Origin of the sequence: Anditalea andensis, from assembly GCF_000714815.1 — a bacterium.
GTDB classification, from domain to species: domain Bacteria; phylum Bacteroidota; class Bacteroidia; order Cytophagales; family Cyclobacteriaceae; genus Anditalea; species Anditalea andensis.
Map to the genome: position 1 here is coordinate 174,823 of NZ_JMIH01000024.1, position 22,427 is coordinate 197,249.

Annotated in this window: 14 protein-coding genes; 13 read left to right on the forward strand and 1 reads right to left on the reverse strand. The window is 39.8% G+C overall.

Annotated features, from left to right (window positions below):
* Positions 1 to 439 precede the first annotated feature (439 nt).
* From EL17_RS17180 to pgi, 11 genes are all read left to right on the forward strand, one after another.
* On the forward strand, positions 440 to 3,640 hold the full coding sequence (locus EL17_RS17180) for a UvrD-helicase domain-containing protein (protein ID WP_035076907.1): 3,201 nt from the start codon (positions 440 to 442) through the stop codon (positions 3,638 to 3,640).
* Between the two features lie 122 nt (positions 3,641 to 3,762).
* Positions 3,763 to 4,479 (forward strand): hypothetical protein, encoded by a 717-nt coding sequence (locus EL17_RS17185; protein WP_164675136.1) that lies wholly within the window; start codon positions 3,763 to 3,765, stop codon positions 4,477 to 4,479.
* A 188-nt stretch (positions 4,480 to 4,667) separates the two neighbouring features.
* Entirely contained in the window at positions 4,668 to 5,981 is a 1,314-nt protein-coding gene (locus EL17_RS17190; protein ID WP_035076911.1) for an MFS transporter, read from the forward strand.
* A gap of 177 nt (positions 5,982 to 6,158) precedes the next feature.
* On the forward strand, positions 6,159 to 9,035 hold the full coding sequence (locus EL17_RS17195) for a PD-(D/E)XK nuclease family protein (protein WP_316932674.1): 2,877 nt from the start codon (positions 6,159 to 6,161) through the stop codon (positions 9,033 to 9,035).
* A gap of 828 nt (positions 9,036 to 9,863) precedes the next feature.
* Entirely contained in the window at positions 9,864 to 10,232 is a 369-nt protein-coding gene (locus tag EL17_RS17200) for a response regulator (protein ID WP_205623575.1), read from the forward strand.
* 72 nt (positions 10,233 to 10,304) lie between these two features.
* A complete protein-coding gene (locus EL17_RS17205; RefSeq protein WP_035076913.1) occupies positions 10,305 to 11,105 on the forward strand; it encodes an MlaE family ABC transporter permease in 801 nt (266 codons plus the stop codon).
* A gap of 2 nt (positions 11,106 to 11,107) precedes the next feature.
* The gene (locus tag EL17_RS17210; RefSeq protein WP_035076915.1) at positions 11,108 to 11,860 is read left to right on the forward strand and encodes an ABC transporter ATP-binding protein; all 753 of its coding nucleotides are present in this window, start codon (positions 11,108 to 11,110) and stop codon (positions 11,858 to 11,860) included.
* Positions 11,857 to 12,831 carry an MlaD family protein gene (locus tag EL17_RS17215; protein WP_035076916.1) on the forward strand — a complete coding sequence of 325 codons (975 nt, stop codon included), beginning with the start codon at positions 11,857 to 11,859 and terminating at the stop codon, positions 12,829 to 12,831. The genes EL17_RS17210 and EL17_RS17215 overlap by 4 nt, the downstream gene beginning before the upstream one ends.
* A 198-nt stretch (positions 12,832 to 13,029) precedes the next feature.
* On the forward strand, positions 13,030 to 13,842 hold the full coding sequence (locus tag EL17_RS17220) for a carbonic anhydrase (protein ID WP_240486010.1): 813 nt from the start codon (positions 13,030 to 13,032) through the stop codon (positions 13,840 to 13,842).
* Between the two features lie 174 nt (positions 13,843 to 14,016).
* Positions 14,017 to 16,797, forward strand: a complete 2,781-nt coding sequence (acnA, locus tag EL17_RS17225) for an aconitate hydratase AcnA (RefSeq protein WP_035076917.1) — start codon at positions 14,017 to 14,019, stop codon at positions 16,795 to 16,797.
* Between the two features lie 326 nt (positions 16,798 to 17,123).
* Entirely contained in the window at positions 17,124 to 18,764 is a 1,641-nt protein-coding gene (gene pgi / locus EL17_RS17235) for a glucose-6-phosphate isomerase (protein ID WP_035076919.1), read from the forward strand.
* A gap of 197 nt (positions 18,765 to 18,961) precedes the next feature.
* Here pgi and EL17_RS17240 read toward each other — a convergent pair whose 3' ends face one another.
* A complete protein-coding gene (locus EL17_RS17240; RefSeq protein WP_035076920.1) occupies positions 18,962 to 19,735 on the reverse strand; it encodes an ion transporter in 774 nt (257 codons plus the stop codon).
* Between the two features lie 209 nt (positions 19,736 to 19,944).
* Here EL17_RS17240 and EL17_RS17245 point away from each other — a divergent pair, with 209 nt between their 5' ends.
* Together EL17_RS17245 and EL17_RS17250 are read left to right on the forward strand one after the other, a co-directional pair.
* Positions 19,945 to 21,300, forward strand: a complete 1,356-nt coding sequence (locus EL17_RS17245; RefSeq protein ID WP_035076921.1) for an alanine/glycine:cation symporter family protein — start codon at positions 19,945 to 19,947, stop codon at positions 21,298 to 21,300.
* Complete coding sequence (locus tag EL17_RS17250) at positions 21,297 to 22,388, forward strand: glycerate kinase family protein (protein WP_035076923.1); 1,092 nt, start codon at positions 21,297 to 21,299, stop codon at positions 22,386 to 22,388. Before EL17_RS17245 ends, EL17_RS17250 begins: the two co-directional genes overlap by 4 nt.
* Positions 22,389 to 22,427: the final 39 nt, after the last annotated feature.

Genomic DNA, 22,427 nt, shown 5'->3' on the forward strand with positions numbered 1-22,427 from the left:
TAACAATATTATTCAGCTAATTGGATTTGGGTATAATTTTCAACAGGAAAACAATTTTAATGGATAAAATCAGGAAAATAGCCTTAAACATATAATATTGGCTTTCCTGAACTCTACAAGAGAGATATCAGGAGTGACAAATTTGATTTAGATCTCTTTGACATGGCTTAATGGAAGCTTTCCGGCATAAATTGAAAGAGTTATCTCTCAAAGGAAAATCCAATATTTGATGTTGGATCTATGGTTACATTTATTATTAGAAGGGACAAGACCAGCCACAATCTGAAATGTTAGAACTTCATTCATCAATCAATTTTCCCGACATCCTCTGTCACTTAATTTTTAAAATCAGCAAAATCCCTTTGCTTTGCCATTATTAATTATGATTGCTGGTTAGCTTTAAATCATAAATCTGAAATCTACCCTCAATAATCACCCCATGGAGAAACCTTTTATCATCTATAAATCAGCCGCCGGTTCGGGAAAGACCTATACCCTTACCCTCGAATACCTTAAACTGGCACTGGCCCATCCGCACGCCTATAAGTCTATCCTTGCCGTAACATTTACGAATAAAGCCACAAAGGAGATGAAAGAAAGGATACTTCATGAATTATCGAGATTGAAGCGTCAAGTGATTGTAGGGGATTTTATGGATGATGAGCTGCTGAAGCATTTTTCTATATCTCCCGAGCAGTTAAAATTTAAAGCTTCGACAGTACTTTCTGCGATCCTACATGATTATTCCAGTTTTTCGATCAGTACCATTGACAGTTTTTTTCAAAAGGTAGTCCGGGCATTTGCCAGAGAGATGGACCTGCCTGCAAAATTTGATGTAGAGTTGGATCAGGATGGTGTATTGGATAGGGTAGTGGACCGCATTATTATGAAAACAATGGATGATCCCTATCTTCACAAATGGTTGGTCGATTATGCCCAGGAGAAAATTCAGGAAGGAAAAAGCTGGGACATCCGGAGCAGCATTAAAAGTCTGGGTAAACAGATATTTCAAGAGGATTTTAAAAAATACCAGAAAGAAATTAAAATTTTCCTCAAGGACAGAGAAAATGTGGCAGAGCTGCGAAAATTTATTGAGGCCAATAGGAAATTGATTATCTTAAAGGCTGAAAAGCTAAAAATTTGGGCCAACGAGATCAGGGTAAAGCACGGTTTGGAGTGGACGGACTTTTCGGGTTCCAGTAATACTTTTGCGAAGAAGTTTGATAAGCTGGGAGATCCAGTATATCCAATTCCCGATTTAACAGAAAAACAGCAATTGCTTTGTTTGGATATAAATGGATGGTATTCTAAAAGCTGTAAAAAAATAGATAAAATTACTGCCGCGTACCATGAAGGTTTGAGGGAGATTTTAGGTAATTTTCAATTGCTAAGAACTGATTGGAATTCCATAGATGCCATAAGAAAAAACTTTTATGTCTATGGGATTTTCAGGAATCTTCTGGACGAACTATCCGAATTAAAGGATGAGGAGAATATCCTGATGATATCTGACGCCAATGATTTCCTAAAAGAAATTACCCAGGAGAATGACGCCCCATTTGTTTATGAAAAGGTAGGGAATAAATATCAGAACTTTCTGATAGATGAGTTTCAGGACACCAGCGGCTTTCAATGGGCCAGCTTTAAACCCCTATTGGAGAATTCACTTGGATATGGACATACCAACCTGCTGGTGGGGGATGTAAAGCAATCCATCTATCGCTGGAGGGGAGGGGAAATGAACCTACTTTTAGAAGAAGTGGAAAACCAGATCGGTACGGAAAGAATAGATGTGCGTAATCTGGATACTAATTTTCGAAGTTTACCGAATGTCGTGGACTTTAATAATGCAGTCTTTTCAGCGCTTCCTTCACAATTACAACAGGTAGTGGAAACTACGTATAAGGCAACGGGAACAGATGTGTTATCAAGAGCCTATTTAGATGTGCATCAAAAAATAGCACCAAAAAAAGCGGAATCAGTATTTAAAGGTAAGGTGAGGATCGAATTTTTGGAGGAAGACAAGGATGAAGAAGAGGGAAAGTATAAAGAGCAGGTACCCCTGAAGCTTCCTGCTATGGTTATGGATCTTCAGGACAAAGGATATGCGCTGAAGGATATCGCCTTTCTGGTCAGAAATAAAAAAGAAGGTCAACTGATAGCCGATATCATGATGGCTACTGTAGGGCTATATCCCGGTTATCGCTTTGATGTGCTATCTGATGAGGCCATGCTCTTGGAGGTGGCACCCTCTGTCAAAGCCCTGGTAGCGGCATTCAAATACCTGTTGGATCAGGAAGATAAGGTCCAGTACAAAGCCATGTGGTATTATAGGGCAGTGATCTTTGATGAAGAGATCAGCCACGAGCTTTTTGAAATCAATTCTCTGCCTGTTCACTTGCAGGAAAAGGCTCTGCAGATGGAGACTCAAATCGGAACGCTGCTTCAAATGCCTTTAATGGAGATGTTGGAGGAAATGCTTGATCTCTTAGACATTGCCAAGACAGGTCAGGAACTAGCCTATGTATCCGGCTTTAAAGAGGCAGTATATGAATTTATCAGTAAGAACAGGGCCGACCTGGCTGGGTTTCTCAACTGGTGGGAAGAGCACAAAACCAAAAGGACAGTAAAGATCCCGGAAGGCCATGACGCCATGAGGATATTAACAATCCATAAATCTAAAGGACTTCAGTTTAAAGTGGTTTTAATGCCATTTTTGGAATGGACTATATTTGATACGGGCAAAGACAATGTTATCTGGTCACCCTATAGTGCACAGGGCCTGCCTCCGGCAGTGGTGCCACTTTCCTTAAAGAAAGAATTGGCAGATTCAGTCTTTAAGGAAACATTTGGAAATGAAGTGGTTATGGCCTATCTGGATGCGTTGAACATGTTATATGTAGCCCTTACCAGAGCAGAAGAAGTGTTTTGGGGTTTATGTCCATACAAGCCTTTTAAAAAAGATCAGTCGTATAATTACCTGGCGATCAATCTTCAAAGGTTATTCGAGTCTGGGGATTTTGCTGCTGATCAGCTCAACTTGAACAAATTCTTTGATCCCGGAACCAGGACTTTGGATTTGGGGGAATGGCCGGAATCTAAATTATCTTCAAAGCAGGATAGTAGTCCAAAGAGTCTTCGTTGGGAATATAAAAATTGGAAAGAGCTGCTGCAGGTAAGGAAATATGCAGGTGATTTTTCAGAAGGGGCAGTGATTTCCAAGAGAGCTTTCGGTCTTCTCATACATGAAGTGCTGGAGCATTCCAAATCTTTAGAGGATGCGCTTTTAAACATCGAAGCCTTTTATTTTGAAGGCAGGATCAATGAAACTGAACAACAGGAAGTAGTGCTTCAGTTAAAAAAATTATTCGAACAGGAGCTATTCAAAAGCTGGTTTGAAGGAGAGGGAATTCTCTTATCAGAACAAGGTATCCTTTTGCCAGGGGGAAAACATAAGCGGCCAGACCGAGTGGTGTTAGATGATCATAAAGCTACAGTAGTTGATTTTAAAACAGGTGAGGAGCGGAGCCATTATGCTAGTCAAGTGAAGGAATACATGTACTTGGTAGAAGGGCTTACCCAAAAGCCTGTAAAGGGATACCTATGTTATTTGGAGAGCGGGAATATAGTGGAGGTATAAGGTGGATACTTAAATATAAAACTAATTATTATTTAATTGCGTACATTTTTTTATGTTCAAAAACTATAATTGTCGCATAACGGAGAACATTTACGTACAGTTATAACACCTTAATATTTTTTATGAAAAAACATCTACTGCTTTGCCTTACATTAATGATAACCTTGCAGGTTTATAGCCAAACAAACAACTGGATGATTTCCTCCGAGATTTCTCCTCTGTCGAGATCAGGAAATGAGCGGGTACTTAATAATCCCTCAGGATTAAACATGGAATGGAGAAATAGGGTCGGGTTCAAGCTTGGCGAACAGACCATGATGGGGCTTTCTGCTAGTTATCGGCATTATAGCTTGAAAGAAGTTATAGAGTTACCTATTGGATATGAATACCAGCTTAATAACCACCTTTTGGGTATAGGATCATTCCTTACTCAGTATTACCATATTGCCCCCCGCTTACATTTACAGACTACAGCTTATCTGCAGGTTGAGCAGGGAAAGGGAACTTACCAAAACACTAGTCTTGGTACAGGTGCTAATGCTTCAAATGGCATAATGGTGGGTGTTTTACTACCTCCACATCTTATAGAGAACAATACTTTTCGGGAAAGAAACTTCTTCGCAGGGCTGGAATTTGGTGGCAGTTATTTTATCACTGATAGATGGATTATACAAACCAATATCAATTTATTACAGTACGAAAATTATAGGAATACCTATGTTGATGCACCACAAACAGAAATAACAAGGCCGGTTGAGCAGGAAGGAAGTGGATTTTCGTTCCTGACTGATCGTACCATCGTTCATTTTGGTGTAATGGTGCTTTTGGGAAAAAACTGATCAGGTGGAGTATATGTGTATGATATCCGTTATGTGTGAATGTATATTCCCAATCATCCTTAATTCTTTACTGATATTCAAATAGCTCAATCTCCGTTTTTAATACTCGGGCATATTTCCTTAAATTTTTTTCTTCCTCTTAAATGTTTCAAAAGATTATTTAGCTTTGGAAAATTATTCATAACATAATGAGCAGGAAGAAAACGCAGACAGCATGGGCCATGTACGACTGGGCCAATTCGGTATACAGTCTTGTGATCACGTCTACCATTTTTCCGGTTTATTTCAATAGTGTTACGACTTCCGAAGCGTGGGGGGACAGGGTAAGGTTCTTTGGAATTGAGATCATAAATACGGTCCTCTATTCGTATTCTATTTCTTTTTCTTTTCTGGTAATTGCCATCATATCACCACTGCTTTCCGGCATGGCGGATTCCAGTGGCAAGAAATTATTGTATATGAAAATATTTGCCTATCTGGGATCAGTTTCCTGTGTAGGTCTTTTCTTTTTTGAGGGGGATAACCTGGAGTATGGCATCATCTGTGCCATGTTGGCGAGTATAGGGTATGCCGGCAGTATTGTGTTTTATAATGCTTTTCTTCCGGAGATAGCCACCGATGACGAAGTGGACGTCCTAAGTGCCAAAGGTTTCAGCCTAGGATATATCGGTAGTGTGGTCTTATTGGTATTAAATCTTTTTATGATAGAAATGCCCGGCTTCTTTGGTTTATCTGATGGTGGCCAGGCAGCGCGCTGGTCATTTCTCATCACCGGGATATGGTGGGCCGGTTTTTCGCAGATTCCCTTTCGGTATCTCCCTGATAATCCCCATGGCAAAAAAGTCAAAAACAGGCTTCTGTTGAAAGGGTATGATGAAATCAGTAAAGTTTACAAAGTAGTAAGATCATCTACTGCGATGACCCGTTTTTTGGCAGCCTTCCTATTTTACAGCATGGGAGTACAGACGGTAATGTATCTCGCGGCTTCCTTTGGCGATAAAGAGCTGGGTCTGCCGGGGGATAAACTGATCATTACCATTCTGATCATCCAGATCGTCGCAATATTTGGTAGTTATCTTTTTGCCTATCTTTCAAAGTCATTGGGCAATAGGATCTCTCTGGTAATAATGATCATGATATGGGTCATGATTTGCGTATCAGCCTATTTTGTCCAAAGCGAATATGAATTTTATTCCCTGGCCTTTGTTGTAGGGCTGGTGATGGGGGGCATACAGTCACAGTCCAGATCAACTTATTCAAAAATGATACCGGTGGAAACGACTGATAATGCGTCTTTCTTCAGCTTCTTTGATGTGACAGAGAAAGTTGCCATCGTGTTGGGTACTTTTACCTACGGCTTCATCGAACATCTTACCGGAAACATGAGGTACAGCGCTTTATTCCTTGGTATTTTTTTCCTGTTGGGACTGATTTTCCTCATCAGTCTAAAACTTCCCCAACCACAAAGGACAGAGAGTCATCTCAGACATGACCAGGGATAGAATTTTAAACATAACAAATTGACTATCATTTAATCTGAGCATTTATTCATTCTTATTAGTAACTCCTTACTTATCCCAAATGATCAATTCTGATTTTTTTGCGTCATCTCCTGTCATTAATTTTTTTTACATGTTAAAAAATCCGTGATTTGCTTATCCTGATGCACTAGAAAAATAATGATGAATAGCTTTTTAGAGAATACCGCGAAAGACATTTTAGCCATATACCCCTTTCTTAAAGATCTGGTGATCGTACTGCCCAATAGACGGGCTGGGTTATTTTTTACTAAGCATCTGGGCAACCTTATCGACAAGCCACAGTGGCTGCCGGAGGTCAAAACGGTAGAGGACATTTTCTACGGTTATGCAGGAGCACGTCCGGCAGATAACCTCACCTTGATCTTTGAACTTTATAAGGTATACAAATCTTTACATCCCGATCCTGAAAATTTTGACAAATTTTATTATTGGGGAGAAATGATTTTGAAAGACTTCAATGATGTGGATCAGTTTATGGTCAATGCCGAAAAACTTTACCACCACCTTTCGGAAATAAAAGAATTTGAAACTGATTTAAGTTACTTGACTGAAAGTCAGGTTCAGCTTATCAAGGAATTTTGGAAGTCATTTGAAAAGCAGGATAAAGGACATCAGGAGAAATTTCTTCACTTTTGGCAAATGCTTATTGCTCTTTACAGCAATTTCAAGGCAAGACTGAATGAAAGTAGGATGGCTTATTCGGGAATGTTGTACCGTCAGGTGGTTGAAAATCTAGCTAGAATAAAAAGACCTGATAAGCAATATATATTTATCGGCTTTAATGCTTTTACCAAAACGGAAGAATTGCTTCTAAAACACTTCATCAGCCAATTTGGGGCAAAGGTTTATTGGGATGTTGATAAATACTATCTAAACGATAAAATCCAGGAAGCCGGCTTATTTTTTAGAGATTATGTCAAGGATCCTATCTTTGGCCCGACCTTTCCTGAATTTTTACCGGCCAATATCGGGAAGAAAAGGGCCAGGATCAAAACTTATTCTATCCCGCTAAAAGTAAACCAGGCAAACCTGGTGGGCGAACTCCTCAATTCCATATCTCCAGAAGAAAAAATGGAAGAGACCGTAGTAGTACTTCCCGATGAACAATTACTATTTCCGGTTTTACATACCTTGCCACATGGTATTGATAAAGTCAATGTGACTATGGGATATCCGGTGAAGAATGCACCTGTATACGCCTTTCTGGAGGCGGTGCTGGATATGCAGCAATATATCAAGGCAGAAGAGACCAAAACCCTTTATTACCATAAGCCCTTGATAGACCTACTTACATCAGTCTATCTTAAAAACAGTAATGAAGCCTTTGTAAATAAACTGTTGATCGATATACAGGAATCCAATATGGTCTATGTTTCCCAGGAAAGGTTGCATGAGGGAGGGCCATTTTTTAAATTGATTTTTCATAAACTCTCCCTCACTGAACTTTTTCCCTATCTCGGGAATCTGATCAAAGCACTGGCAGAACAGCAGAAAGAGGAACCGCTTCAGCGAAGTTATCTGTTCCAGACCTTTAAACAGCTGAACCGCCTACAGGCTATTCTTGATAATCAGGATGAGGTGCAGGTGAATATGGATTTTTTTCTGAGTTTATTCCGAAAAATTTTCAGGGAAGTAAAGTTGCCCTTTGAAGGGGAACCGCTGGAGGGACTTCAGGTAATGGGGGTACTGGAAACAAGAAACCTTGATTTCCGTCGGGTGATCATCTGTAATATGAATGAAGAAAGTTTCCCCCCGGCGGGCAAGCTTAATTCAATGATACCATTCAACCTCCGCAGGGCTTTCAATCTGCCCGTACAGGAACAAAACGACGCGATATATGCCTACACCTTCTACAGGCTGCTGCACAGTGCAGAGGAGGTTCATATGATCTATACGACGGCAGCTGATCAGGGCAAAGCGGGGGAGAGGAGCCGGTACGTCCATCAGATCATGGAAGAGATGGATCTACCGGAAGAAGATAAGAATGAGGAGGTGATCTACGTGCCGGTGGATCTGACATCGGCACGGGAGATCAGCATACCCAAGTCACCGGAGATTATGATCCAGTTGGAGCGATATGTAGTGAAAGGAGAGCTGGCGCATACTACTGCATTTTCACCCTCAGCCCTTAACCTATGGCTGGACTGTAGACTGAAGTTTTATATGAAGTACATTGCCGGCATAGTAGAAAAAGAAGAAGTAAATGAAGAGGTGGACCCTGCTGTATTTGGAAATCTGGCCCATTTGAGTCTAGAAAAACTATATGGGGGCTATATGGAAAGAAAAAAAAGAACGGTTATTCACAAAGAGGATTTTAAAGAACTCACCTCATATGTTTTTCCTTCTATTGAAAAGGCCATCAGAGAGCAGTATCATCTGGAAGAGCATGTAGAGGTAAAGCTGAACGGTCAGCTGGCTATTGCCAGGGATGTTTTGCAGAAGTATATATTAGGTGTACTAAAAATAGATGAGGATACCGCTCCTTTTGAAATCATCTCCCTTGAGGCACAGAAAAGATACAAAACTTCAATGGCTATAAATACAGCTTCTGGTAATGTGGAGGTAGCTGTGGGCGGGATTATAGATAGGGTGGATAAAGTAGGGGATATCATCAGACTTATCGATTACAAGTCTGGTATAGATACGAAAAATTTTCCGGATATAGCGTCACTTTTTGACAGAGAGTCAAACAAGCGCAATAAGGCTGCAATGCAGACTTTGCTTTATGGATTTCTTTATCAGGCTACGTTTCCAGATAACTCTCTCAGATTAAAGCCGGCTATTTTTAATCTAAGAGAAATTTTCAAAGATGATTTTAACCCTTATTTACACCATAAACCCGAGCAATATAAACCTTCCATGGAGCTGGAAGATTACATGGAATTTCATGGGGAATTTGTGCTAGGTCTAAAGGGTTTGTTGGAAGAAATTTTTGATCCAAAAGTGCCCTTTGATCAGACTGCCAAAATTGAAAAATGTAAATCCTGTAGTTTTAGTGAGATATGTGGAAGGTAATTAGAGTTTTTTATTGGTATTTTTTATTGCTTGTATTTCCCTTTTCCAAATTGTATTGGACAGTAAAAAAGGGATGTGAGATTTAATATATAGAACTAAGTAGTGTATAAAATTGTACCTTTTGATAAAGGATACGCTATAAATATGTCTCAGACTTAGGGTAAATATCCCCTTATTTTTTCAGCCCATACATAGTTGCAAATATGTCCCCATGTTCTGATTTTTTATGATTTTTATTCAGGCGCCGGCCTTATGGAAGGCGGTAGGTAGGTTGTTATTCATATTAGATTCTATTCCCTACTGTTGGCCTAGCATCCTAGAATAGGAAGGGCTGGGTTATAATAGGGGATATGTTTTTCATACTGTATGTTTCGGCATAAAAGGGAGATGCTATCTTATAGGTGTATCATTAAACAGTCTTTTTTCGTCCCGTTGAACTGGTTACAACAGCAATAAATAGGTTGCCCGGATAATGGCGTAAGTGCTGGGTGAGTACATGCCAGATGAGTTCCAAGAGCCTACTGAGCTACCAATTACCACTCTAGCACAGAATAAATAAAGGTAATAAAGGCTGAGCAGTAGGTTATCTATAAGAAATTGCCACTTTTCATTTTAGTTTAAAGGTACTTAAATAAACTTTTAAGTCAGGTAACATAAATAATTGATTTAAAGACATATAATTAATTATTAGGCAAGGCTAAATTAGTCTAGCCTAAATATATTAGTTAAGTCTAAATCGGCATTCCTATATCTATTCTGTAGTCTCATGATGATTTTTCATATTTTAGAATGATTTTTGTTTTTAGAATACCACCCGAATAATTGATTATGATTTTAAAGAAGACCAGCTCTATATTGATAGTGGATGATGATAAGGTACAGCATATGATCAACCGTAAAATTCTGCACAGATTTGATCCTACATTAAATCTTTATTTTTTCGATAATCCACTTGAAGCATTGGAATGGCTAAAGGATAATTCAGCGGATATTTTGCTATTGGATATAAATATGCCAGAGATGAAAGGATGGGAATTTTTAGAAATTATGACAGAACGTGGAATAAATATGGAAGTAAAAATGTTGTCTTCGAGTATTGATCCAAGAGATATAGATAAAAGTAAAAAATATAAACTGGTAAGTGGTTTTTTGGTTAAGCCTTTAAACAATACAGTGATAGATGAGCTTTTGAATTGAAGGGTTTTTATTACTTATTTTCAGTTAGTCAAAGATTATTGATTAGCTTCGCATTTTAGAATTAAATAATATATGGCTAAAATCAAGGTTGAAGAAAAAGACCATCTGATATCCAAGAAAGTTGATAAGTTCTTTTTAGACTTAGCGAATGTTTTTAGGTTCATAAAGCGGTTTTTTGTTGAGGTTTTTGTACCTCCTTATGAGTTTCAGGAAGTACTCCGGCAATGTTACCAGATAGGGGTGAAATCTTTACCACTTCTTTCACTTACGGGGTTCATAGTGGGGATAGTATTTACTAACCAGTCCAGACCATCTCTTTCTGAATTTGGAGCTGAAAGCTGGCTTCCTGCGCTTATAGCGATAGCCATCGTGCGGGCAATGGGGCCTTTGGTTACTGCCCTTATTGCAGCCGGTAAAGTAGGGTCTAGTATAGGTGCAGAGATCGCTTCGATGAAAGTAAGTGAACAGATTGATGCTATGGAGGTATCTGCAACCAATCCCTTTAAATTTCTGGTGGTGACAAGGGTGCTTGCAGCCACATTCATGATACCTATATTGGTAATGTATGTTGATTTTGTAGCGCTTATGGGGGCTTTTGTCAATGTAAACCAAAATGAAAGTGTGAGTCTTATTGCCTTTTTTGTCCAAGTATTTGATTCACTTACTTTCTTGGATGTGACTTCCTCTATTGTAAAATCATTGATATTCGGTTTTACAATAGGTATAGTCGGCTGCTATAAAGGCTATCATTCCTCAAAAGGTACAGAAGGAGTGGGAAAAGCTGCTAATGCTGCTGTAGTGGCAGCGATGTTTCTTATATTTATAGAAGAGCTGCTTTCTCTTCAAATAGTTAATTTTATAAGAGGAGTATAGATATGGCGGAAGCAGTAATAGAAATCAGAAAACTGACCAAATCATTTGGCGATCTTCATGTATTGAGGGGTGTGGATTTGGATTTATTCAAGGGAGAAAATTTAGTAGTGCTGGGCAAATCCGGTACTGGTAAATCGGTACTTATTAAAATCATTGTTGGCCTGCTTACACAAGATGAAGGAACTTTAAAAGTTTTTGGTAAAGAAGTAAGTACACTTTCAAATAAGGAACTTTTGGACCTCAGGCTTAAAATAGGTTTTTCTTTTCAAAACAGTGCACTTTATGATAGTATGAGTGTAAGGGACAATCTGGATTTTCCTTTGATCCGGAATGTAAAAAGCCTAAGTAAAGCTCAAAGAGACAAAAAAATAGAAATGGTATTGGAATCTGTAGGGCTTTCCCAAGCGATCAACCAGATGCCTTCGGAATTGTCAGGAGGTCAGAGAAAAAGAATTGGGATAGCCAGGACACTGATCCTGGAGCCAGAAATTATGCTTTATGATGAGCCTACTGCCGGTTTGGATCCCATTACCTGTAAAGATATTAATGACCTTATTAACCAAGTCAGGGATGAATACCGTACATCATCGATAGTGATTACGCATGACCTTACCTGTGCTAAAGATACCGGGGATAGAGTAGCTGTCCTATTAGACGGCCAGTTTGGTGCTGTGGGTACATTTGAAGAAGTATTTAAAGAAGCTTCTGAAGAAAGAATCCAGGCATTTTATGACTATAATTTCATAACAAAATGAGAGACGACAATAAAAAATCAGTAATTGTAGGGATATTTACCCTAGTAGGCATCATCATCCTGGTAGCAGGCATCATGACCCTGGGAGCCCAGCGCCAGGCTTTTACCAACACATTTAAACTAAGGGCTGTTTTTGATGACGTGTCCGGACTTCAGACAGGTAATAATGTATGGTTTTCCGGTGTGAAAATTGGTACCGTAAGAAGGATCAACTTCTATGGCGATTCCCAAGTGGAGATTGAAATGAATATCGATGCTAAGACAAGGGAATTTATCAGAAAAGATTCTAAAGCTACTATCAGCTCCGATGGGCTTATAGGCAATAGGATCATCGTCATATATGGTGGGACCACCCAGGCACCTCCTATAGAAGATCAGGACAGGCTTCAGGCAGTCATGCCGCTGGATACGGACAAGATGATGGAAACCTTGCAGGAAAACAATAGAAACCTGGTCTCCATCACCAATGACCTGAAACACCTTACCGGTAGGATCACTGAAGGAGAAGGTATTATAGGTGCAGTACTAACTGATACTGCTATAGCAGAAAATTTCAGGCATATGCTGAGCAATTTAGAAAGTACTACCATTAATGCTAACAGAATGACTGCTAACCTCTCCCGGTTTTCTTCCAATTTGAACAGGGAAGGTACTTTATTAGATCAGTTAGTTACTGATACGACAGTATTCAGAAGCTTAAGAGCCACAGCGGAAGGGCTAGAAAATACCACCAAAGAAGCTTCTGAAGCAGTCTCTAATTTTAATGTGGCAAGTGAAAAACTTAAAAGCACTGACAATGCCCTTGGTATGATGTTAAATGATGAAGAATTTGCTTCCTATATCCGATCTACTATGAATAATTTGGAATCAGGATCAGAAAGACTGGACGAAAATTTAAGGGCTTTGCAAGATAGCTGGCTTTTAAGAAGATATTTCCGTAGACAAGCTAGGGAAGAAGCCCAGCAAGATTAAAATTAACCTGTAGAGGATTTCAGTTAATATGATTTCCTCTACAGTTTAGATATAAAAGCAAACAGTTCAATACCATTTTTTGTAAATTACTGCTATATTTTTCCCATCCCATTTAATAGGTTCATTTTTTATAAAATAAACAACTCATAGCTTAAATATGTTGAAATAGTATAGATAACCCTTACTTATCAACATAATATGAGTCGATATATATTACCGCTGATCCTAATTATCTCCATTAATTTTTATATACCTGCCATGGCCCAGGACGCTTCAAATCAAAAAAGGATCGATAACTTAGAAGAAGGAGATGATCTGGAAGCATGGAAGAAAGCCAATTATATTGTTGATAGAGATTCCGCATATGCGAATCCCTATTATGCTTTACAAAAACTCAAGGGCGGAAACAAACGATTTATAGAAAATAGAAGTATTTATCCACGCCAAGAAAGAGAAGCCATATATAGCCTCGCAAAAGGCCAGACACCTTTTGCTACTATAATAGGATGTTCTGATTCCCGTGTAACTTCTGAAATATTATTTGACCAGGGGTTTGGAGATTTGTTTATCAGTAGAACTGCTGGACAAGTTACCGCTCAGTCATCTTATGGTACTATGGAATACGCCATATTGGAGTTAGGTACAAAATTGATAGTAGTTCTGGGACACTCTAAATGCGGAGCAGTCCAAGCGGCTATCAAGCTACCCGATAATCCTCCTGGGCACGTAGTCACTCTTATAAATGCCATCAAGGACGCTGCCCGGACTGCCCAGGCAGTGGAAGGCAGTGAAGAAGATAAACTTGAAGGGGCCGTAAGAAAGAATGTGGTTAATCAAGTTAATCATCTAAGGGATCTGGAACCGGTATTAAGCAGAAAATATCAGAGTGGAGAAATTTTAATAGTAGGCGCAGTATATGATTTGAGCTTGGGAGAGGTAGTATTTCTAGAAGAAACTTTACAAGATCTCCCCAATACCAGCTATAGTAAAGAAAATATTACAGGGAGATAAAGTAAATATTTTATTGTTTATTTAAGACCTGTATTTTAGTATAGATGGAAGGACTTAATGCATATATAATCAATAATTTAAATAGGCAATCTATCATTTTGCTAGAATGCTACTTTCTAGGAATAAATCTTCATAAATATCAAATAAATTTCTTTTTTACATAAATAATATAACATGTCACTTGATCCATATCAGATAAAGAAAACGTTGAATACTCCCAAGGGGGAGATGACCTACTGGAGTTTAAATGAGTTGAATTTGAAAGGTAGAAATATCTTAAAATTACCTTTCTCGATCCGTATATTATTAGAAAATACCCTGCGTAATTTTGATGATTTTGCCATAACCAAAAAAGATATTGAAACCCTTTTAAACTGGGTTCCCCAAGGTTCTGATAAAGATATACCCTTTAAACCTGCCAGGGTATTGATGCAGGACTTCACAGGAGTGCCTGCTGTAGTAGATATCGCTTCCCTACGGGCTGAAGCAGTAAGACAGGGAAAGGATGGACAAAAGATAAATCCGCTTATTCCGGTAGATCTGGTGATAGACCATTCAGTGCAGGTAGATTATTTTGGAACTAATTATTCCTATAAGAAAAACGTGGATGTGGAGTATGGGCGGAATGAAGAGCGGTACCAGTTACTAAAGTGGGCCCAAAAATCATTTGATAATTTTTCCGTAGTACCTCCTGGCATGGGGATCTGCCATCAGGTTAACTTAGAGTATCTTGCCCAAGGGGTGATAACCAGGGATGGAATGGTGTTCCCTGATACCTTGGTTGGTACTGATTCTCATACACCTATGGTCAATGGTATAGGTGTAGTAGGATGGGGGGTAGGAGGAATAGAAGCTGAAGCAGCTATTCTAGGACAGCCTATAAACTTTATCATGCCGGAAGTGGTCGGTCTAAAATTGACTGGTTCACTTCCGCTTGGCACTACGGCTACTGACATGGTATTGACCATTACCCAATTGCTCAGAAGTCATGGGGTAGTAGGTAAGTTTGTAGAAGTATTTGGACCTGGACTGGACCATCTCTCTGTTCCCGATAGGGCCACGATATCCAATATGTCTCCTGAATTCGGATGTACGGTGACTTATTTTCCCATAGACCAGCGGACACTGGATTATATGGAAAAAACCAATAGATCTGAAGATCAGATAAAGCTGGTGGAAGAATATGCCAGGGAAAATCTGCTATGGAGAAAGGATGAAGACCAGGTTACTTACAGTAGTGTGGTGGAGCTCGATCTTGATAGCATAGAACCTACCGTAGCAGGGCCCAAACGTCCACAGGACAAGATTTTGCTTAGGGAATTTAAAGATAAGTTCAGCGAAATATTAAGGGAAGCTCATGGAAGGGAATATATCCCCATGGATAAACGGGATGTAAGCAGATGGTATGAAGAAGGAGGCTCCAGCCAGCCTACAGAAGATAAAAAAGATGTTTCTGATGAGGTAGAAATTGAGACCAAGACGAAAGGGGGGTTAAAGACGGTAGCGGTAAAACTTCATAATGAGAAATTCAACTTACATGATGGATCAATAGTGATAGCGGCCATAACCTCCTGCACCAATACCTCCAATCCAAACGTAATGGTCGGAGCAGGACTGGTAGCCCGAAAGGCCCGTGAACGAGGATTGGATGTGAAACCATGGGTTAAAACATCCCTGGCACCAGGTTCAAAAGTAGTCACTGATTATCTAGAAAAGGCCGGGGTGATGGATGATCTCGAGGCATTAAGGTTCCATTTGGTGGGTTATGGATGTACGTCCTGCATAGGGAACAGCGGTCCGCTTCCAAGGCATATCGCCAAAGCAGTGGAAGAAAATGATCTCATAGTAGCTTCTGTGTTATCAGGTAACCGAAATTTTGAAGCTAGGGTACACCCTCAGGTAAAGATGAACTATCTGATGTCCCCTATGTTAGTGGTGGCATACGCGCTTGCTGGCCGTATAGACATAGATTTGATCAACGAACCTATAGGGTATGACCCCAATCTAGAGCCTGTCTACTTACAGGACATATGGCCAAGCAATGAAGAAATATTTGGGCTAGTTAATAAAGTGCTTTCCCCTAATGATTTTGCCAAAAATTATGGAGAAATCTTTGAAGGCAATGAACAATGGAAAAATCTGGAGGCTCCCAAGGATCTGATTTATCAATGGAATGATGCTTCTACATATATTAAAGAAGCTCCTTTCTTTGAATCTATGAATATTGACCTTGCTGCTTCTCAGGACATAATAGAAGCCAACGTACTGTTAAAACTGGGAGACAGTATTACTACGGATCATATTTCTCCGGCTGGATCCTTCTCTGAAATTTCCACAGCGGGTAAATATCTAATCGAAAGAGGTGTGCCCAAAGAAAACTTTAATTCCTATGGGTCCCGTCGTGGAAATGATGAGCTTATGGTTAGAGGTACCTTTGCCAATGTGAGAATAAAAAATCAATTGGCATCTAAAGAGGGAGGATATACAACCCACATTCCCAGTAAAGAAGAAATGAGCATCTATGATGCTGCACAAAAATATAAAAAAGAAGAAACTCCTCTGATAGTGTTGGCAGGCAAAGAGTATGGTAGTGGCTCTTCTAGAGATTGGGCTGCCAAAGGTACCAGCCTGCTGGGAATAAAAGCTGTAATAGCTGAAAGCTATGAACGTATTCACAGGAGCAATCTGGTAGGTATGGGTGTACTTCCCCTCATGTATGCCAATGGAGAAACAGCAGGATCCCTAGGGCTGTCCGGTATGGAAAAATTCAGCATCCGTGGAATAGCCGATGGATTGCATCCCGGAAAGCTACTTGCAGCCGAGTCAATAGCTGCAGACGGTACGAAGAAAAACTTCGAATTAATATGTAAGCTGGACTCTGCTATAGAAGTAGAATATTACCGGAACGGGGGCATCCTCCATTATGTTTTGAGGGAGTTTTTGAAGAAAGATTAGATATATATATTCATCATTCATTTAAATCACCCATGACTTCTATAAATTTTATGGGTGATTTTTTTTCACCTGGGAATGACAGTTATTTATGACATGGAGTATTATAGGATAGAAATTAATTTTAAACCTGATGCTGTTATTAGTGGGATAATCAAGAGAGGCGGTTTTGACTATCAGTCAAAATCAATAATTCAGAATGAATGGTTCTTGATTTTGGAGGATGGAGATAAATTTAAGAATAGCACCAAACCTTATATGGTTAATATTTTTACCTACGGATATAAATCTTATTTTTACTTATTGAACCAGATAAACCAATTTTAGATATGCAGCACATAAATCCCAGTGAGACCATAGCCTGGAAAAAATTAGAAAGTCTAGCTACTAATGACCAGACGATACAGTCACTTTTTGAAAACAAGAACCGCTTTGAAGAATTCCATATCCGTTTTGGTGATATGCTTGTGGATTTTTCAAAAAACAGGGTAAACCATGAAACTTTCCAGACTCTTATCCAACTGGCCAAAGAAAGTGGTGTGGGGGAGGCTATTTCGGATATGTTTTCCGGCAAGCCTATCAACAGAACTGAAAACAGAGCTGTGCTTCATACAGCGCTAAGAAATAAATCAAACACCCCTGTACAGGTAGATGGAAAAGATGTAATGCCAGATGTGAATTCTGTTTTGGAGCAAATGAAAGCTTTTGCGGATAAAATATCCAACGGACAGTGGTTGGGTTTTACCGGCAAACCTATTACTTCTTTGGTCAATATTGGAATAGGGGGAAGTGACCTGGGGCCAGTTATGGTTACGGAAGCACTTAAACCGTATCAAAAAGAAAATATCCGAGTGTATTTCGTGTCCAATGTGGACGGGACGCACATAGCTGAAACACTTAAAAAAGTAGATCCGGAAACAACGTTGTTCTTTATTGCTTCAAAGACTTTCACCACCCAGGAGACAATGACCAATGCCCATTCGGCGCGAGATTGGTTTTTAAAACATGCGAAGGATGAAACTGCAGTAGCTAAGCATTTTGTGGCACTTTCGACCAACGGTCAAGCGGTAAGTGAATTTGGAATCGATACCGAAAATATGTTTGCCTTTTGGGATTGGGTAGGGGGCAGGTATTCACTATGGTCTGCCATAGGTCTTCCTATTGCGTGTACTATTGGATTTGATAATTTTGAAAAGCTACTGGAAGGGGCCCATGCCATGGACAACCATTTTCGGCAGGAATCTTTTGAAAAAAATATCCCTGTCATCCTGGCTTTGATAGGAATTTGGAACACCAACTTCCTAGGAGCCACTTCTGAAGCCATTCTGCCTTATGACCAGTACATGCATCGTTTTGCTGCTTATTTCCAACAGGGAAACATGGAAAGTAACGGAAAATATGTTACCAGAAATGGGGAAAAGGTAAATTACAGTACCGGGCCGATCATCTGGGGCGAACCAGGTACCAATGGGCAGCATGCTTTTTATCAGCTTATCCATCAAGGTACTCACTTGATACCCTGTGATTTTATTGCGCCGGCAATATCCCATAATCAAGTAGGTGATCACCATGTTAAGCTGCTATCCAATTTCTTTGCCCAGACAGAAGCGCTGATGAATGGACAGACTTTGGAAAAAGTGATGTCAGAGATGGAAAAAGCTGGAAAACCTAAAGAGGAAATTTCTACTTTGGCCCCACATAGGGTTTTTGAAGGCAATAGGCCTACCAATTCTATATTGGTAAAGAAAATTGATCCTTACACCTTGGGAGCATTGATAGCTATGTATGAGCACAAGATATTTGTACAGGGGGTAATCTGGAACATATTCAGCTTTGACCAATGGGGTGTAGAACTGGGTAAAGTACTGGCCAAAGGCATCTTGCCAGAGCTGGAAAATGAGGAAGAGATAAACAGCCATGATGCATCAACGAATGGTTTGATCAATGCTTATAAAAAGATGAGGAGCTGATTTCAATATGTATAGCCAATAGTGCATAGGCCATTTTAAAATTATCTAATAATATGGCCTATGGACTATTGGCTTTCTATTCTTAATAATAATGTACTATTCATTAGGTTGAATAATAGCATTCTAGCCACGACCATTTACCGTATGTCATTAAATCCAAGATTAGATGATGAAGTGTAGTTGTGAATAGCTTCTATTCACAAGACCTCAGTCTTATCCTGCCTCACCTCATCCATGACCTCTGTAAACCCTGATGAAATCACCGCCGCCGCGAAGGCAAAAAGCAAAACACCAAAAAAAGCGAGCATCATTACGATAAATCTGCCCCATGGACTGATAGGTGAGATCTCACCAAAGCCTACAGTAGTCAATATGCCCATCACCCACCACATCGTCTTCGGGATGTCCTGAAACGCCTCCGGCTGAAGTGGATGCTCTACATAATAAAGCATCACAGATCCCATTACAAGGGCAAATACCGCCGCTATTGAAAAAATTATCAACAATTCTATCCTCTTGGCATATACCCGGTAGATCAGGTGCAAAGCCTGAGTAAAACGGATTAGTCTCACCAATCTGAATACCCTGAACAGCCGAAGGATCCTCATAAACCGGAGATCTATGCCGAGAAAAGGCAGATAAAAAGGTAGGATGGCGAGCAAATCAATGATCATCAAAGGGGTAAAGGCAAAACGGATGTTACCTTTTGGAGCATTTCCATGATCTTCATGAAGATCAGCAGTCCAGATCCTAAGTAAATATTCGATGGTAAATATGACCACCGAGAAAATTTCAAACCAGTGAAAGAAATCTGGATACAGTTCGTAATAGGTACGTACAGACCTAAGGATAATCGAAAGTACATTAAAGAAAATGAGCAGTATCAGGAAAAGGTTTACATACCAGCTGGCAGTATGATCTTCATCAGGTGAGGATAATAGTATGAAAATTTTTTTCCGCAGTGAATTCATTGGCTTTCTAATAGTAAAGTAAGGGGTACTGGAATTTTTATAAAATAATGTCTACCCTTAGATAAGATTATTTGCAATTACAGAAAATAGCTGTTAATATTCCTTTTATTATAAAGCAGTATATAGTTAAAAGGTTTTATTTTTCAAATCCTAGTATATAGCCTGCTTGAATTTAGTAGTCATTTCTTAAAGAAAATCAATTAATTATTGTGGGTGATTTAATAGTAAGTTTTAGTAATTGGATTTGGGATACCCCTATGTTGATCCTGCTGATGGGGGGAGGGTTGATACTTTTGGTTTATTCACGGTTTTTGCCGTTCAGGCATTTGGGACATGCCATGAAAGTGGTAAGGGGTAAGTATGATGATTCCAATATTCCCGGTCAGATCACTTCTTTTCAGGCACTGTCTGCAGCTATAGCTGCTACAGTGGGACTTGGAAATATCAGTGGTGTTGCCATCGCCATTAATATGGGGGGCCCGGGGGCTATCTTTTGGATGTGGATGTCTGCCTTTGTGGGGATGGCCACAAAATTTTTCACCTGTAGCCTTGCTATCATGTATCGAGGAAAAGATTCCTCAGGTGAAGTACAGGGAGGGCCTATGTATGTAATAGAAGAGGGCATGGGCAAAAAATGGAAGCCCCTTGCTATTTTGTTCTCTGTGGCTGGTATTCTTGGCTTATTGGCTATCTTTCAGGCCAATCAGCTGACTGATGTATTTAGGTTTGTGATGTTGGAGCCATATGGACTTGACCATGGTGCCTCCACCAGGTGGATACTGGGCATTTCTATGATGGTCATAGTGGCAGTTGTGATTTTGGGGGGTATACAACGGATAGCAGGTGTAGCATCCAAGCTGGTGCCTTTCATGGTAGCTTTATATTTTGTTACGGTATTTATCATTGTGTTTAAATACATGGGAGATGTACCTGCTATGCTGTTGCTGATCATAGAAGATGCGTTTACTGGCGATGCCGTGATGGGTGGAGCCGTGGGTGCCGTAATAGTAATCGGAGCAAGAAGGGCAGCTTTTTCAAATGAGGCCGGTATAGGTACAGCACCCATGGTGCATGGTGCGTCCAGAAATAATGAACCGGTCCGAGAAGGTTTAATCGCTATGCTAGGTCCCTTTATAGATACCATTGTTGTCTGTACACTTACCGCCCTGGTCATCCTATTGACAGGAGTATGGCAATCAACAGAAAATGACGGGGTAAGGCTTACCTTATCTGCCTTTGAAATGGCACTTCCTGGGTTAGGTAAATATCTGTTGATGCTGGCGGTTCTCGTTTTTGCCTTTTCCACCATGTTCACCTATTCTTACTATGGACACAAGTGCTTTAATTACCTCTTTGGAGCTGACAAGGCGGATTATTATAATTATTTCTATCTGGTCACTATCGTAGCTGGAGCGGTGGCTTCGCTGGAAGTCGTAGTGAGTTTTGTAGATGGAATGTATGCTATTATGGCCATTCCTACTATGATATCTGCGCTTTATTTATCACCCAGAGTAAGGGCAGCCACTAAGGATTATTTTATAAGGATGAAAGAACAGGATAAATGAACATTTTGATCGCTCCCAATGCTTTTAAAGGCACGATGACTGCGGAGGAAGCCGCTCAGATCATAAAGGAAGCCATTTGTCAAATTCTTCCAGATGATGATTTTATACTATGTCCCATTGCCGACGGAGGTGATGGGACAAGTTTTTTATTGGCCAAAGCTATGGACATGCCACTCATTCATCTCATGGCGCTAGATGCCATTGGTAGACCATTGCCTGGATATCTTGTCATAAGCAAAGATGGATCTAGGGCCATCATGGATGTATCGACTGTATCAGGGATAAGGCATCTTGCCTTAGATCACAGAGATCCTTTTTTGGCTGGAACTTATGGTACAGGGGAGATGATAGCTGCTGCCATTAGCAAAGGAGCGGCTGAAATAGTGTTGGGACTGGGAGGGACAGCCAGTATTGATATGGGAGCTGGTATTTTACGAGGCCTAGGTTTTTTGTTCTTAGATGATCATGGACGTGAAATTCCCATGTTTTCTCCGTTTTTTATGAATAAGATCAGGTACATCCAAAGGCCCATAAAGAAACATTCAGTTAAATTTACACTGCTTTGTGATGTACATCATTCATTTTTTGGGGATAATGGAGCTATTGCTGTTTTTGGTCCTCAGAAAGGTCTGCAGGCAGATCAAACCTTACAAATGGAAAAAAACTGTATGGAATTTTATCATTTGCTACAGAAAAAATCAGGTAAGAAGCTGGATGATCTTCCGGGGTATGGGGCGGCAGGTGGGATAGCGTTTGGACTCAGTGCATTTTATCCAGTAGAAATTAAGAACGGCTCTGAATTCTTTTTCCATCAAGTAGGCATGGCTGATAAAGTAAGGAAGGCTGACTTGATCATCACAGGAGAAGGTAGGTACGATACTCAGTCTGACGAAGGTAAAGGGTGCTTTAAACTCATGCAGTTAGCAGCTAAATGGCAAAAACAAATTATTCTTATTACTTCTGGTAATGATGGGGCAGAAGGTTTTGACGACATCATACGCTTACCTTCTTTGGATGAAAGAGATGTAATACGATCAGCTAAAAATTTGCTTTATACTGCAGTCCGTGATTATTTTAATAAAAAGTAAGATTAAACAGCCGGAATGCAGTAACAATGAAAGGGGTAA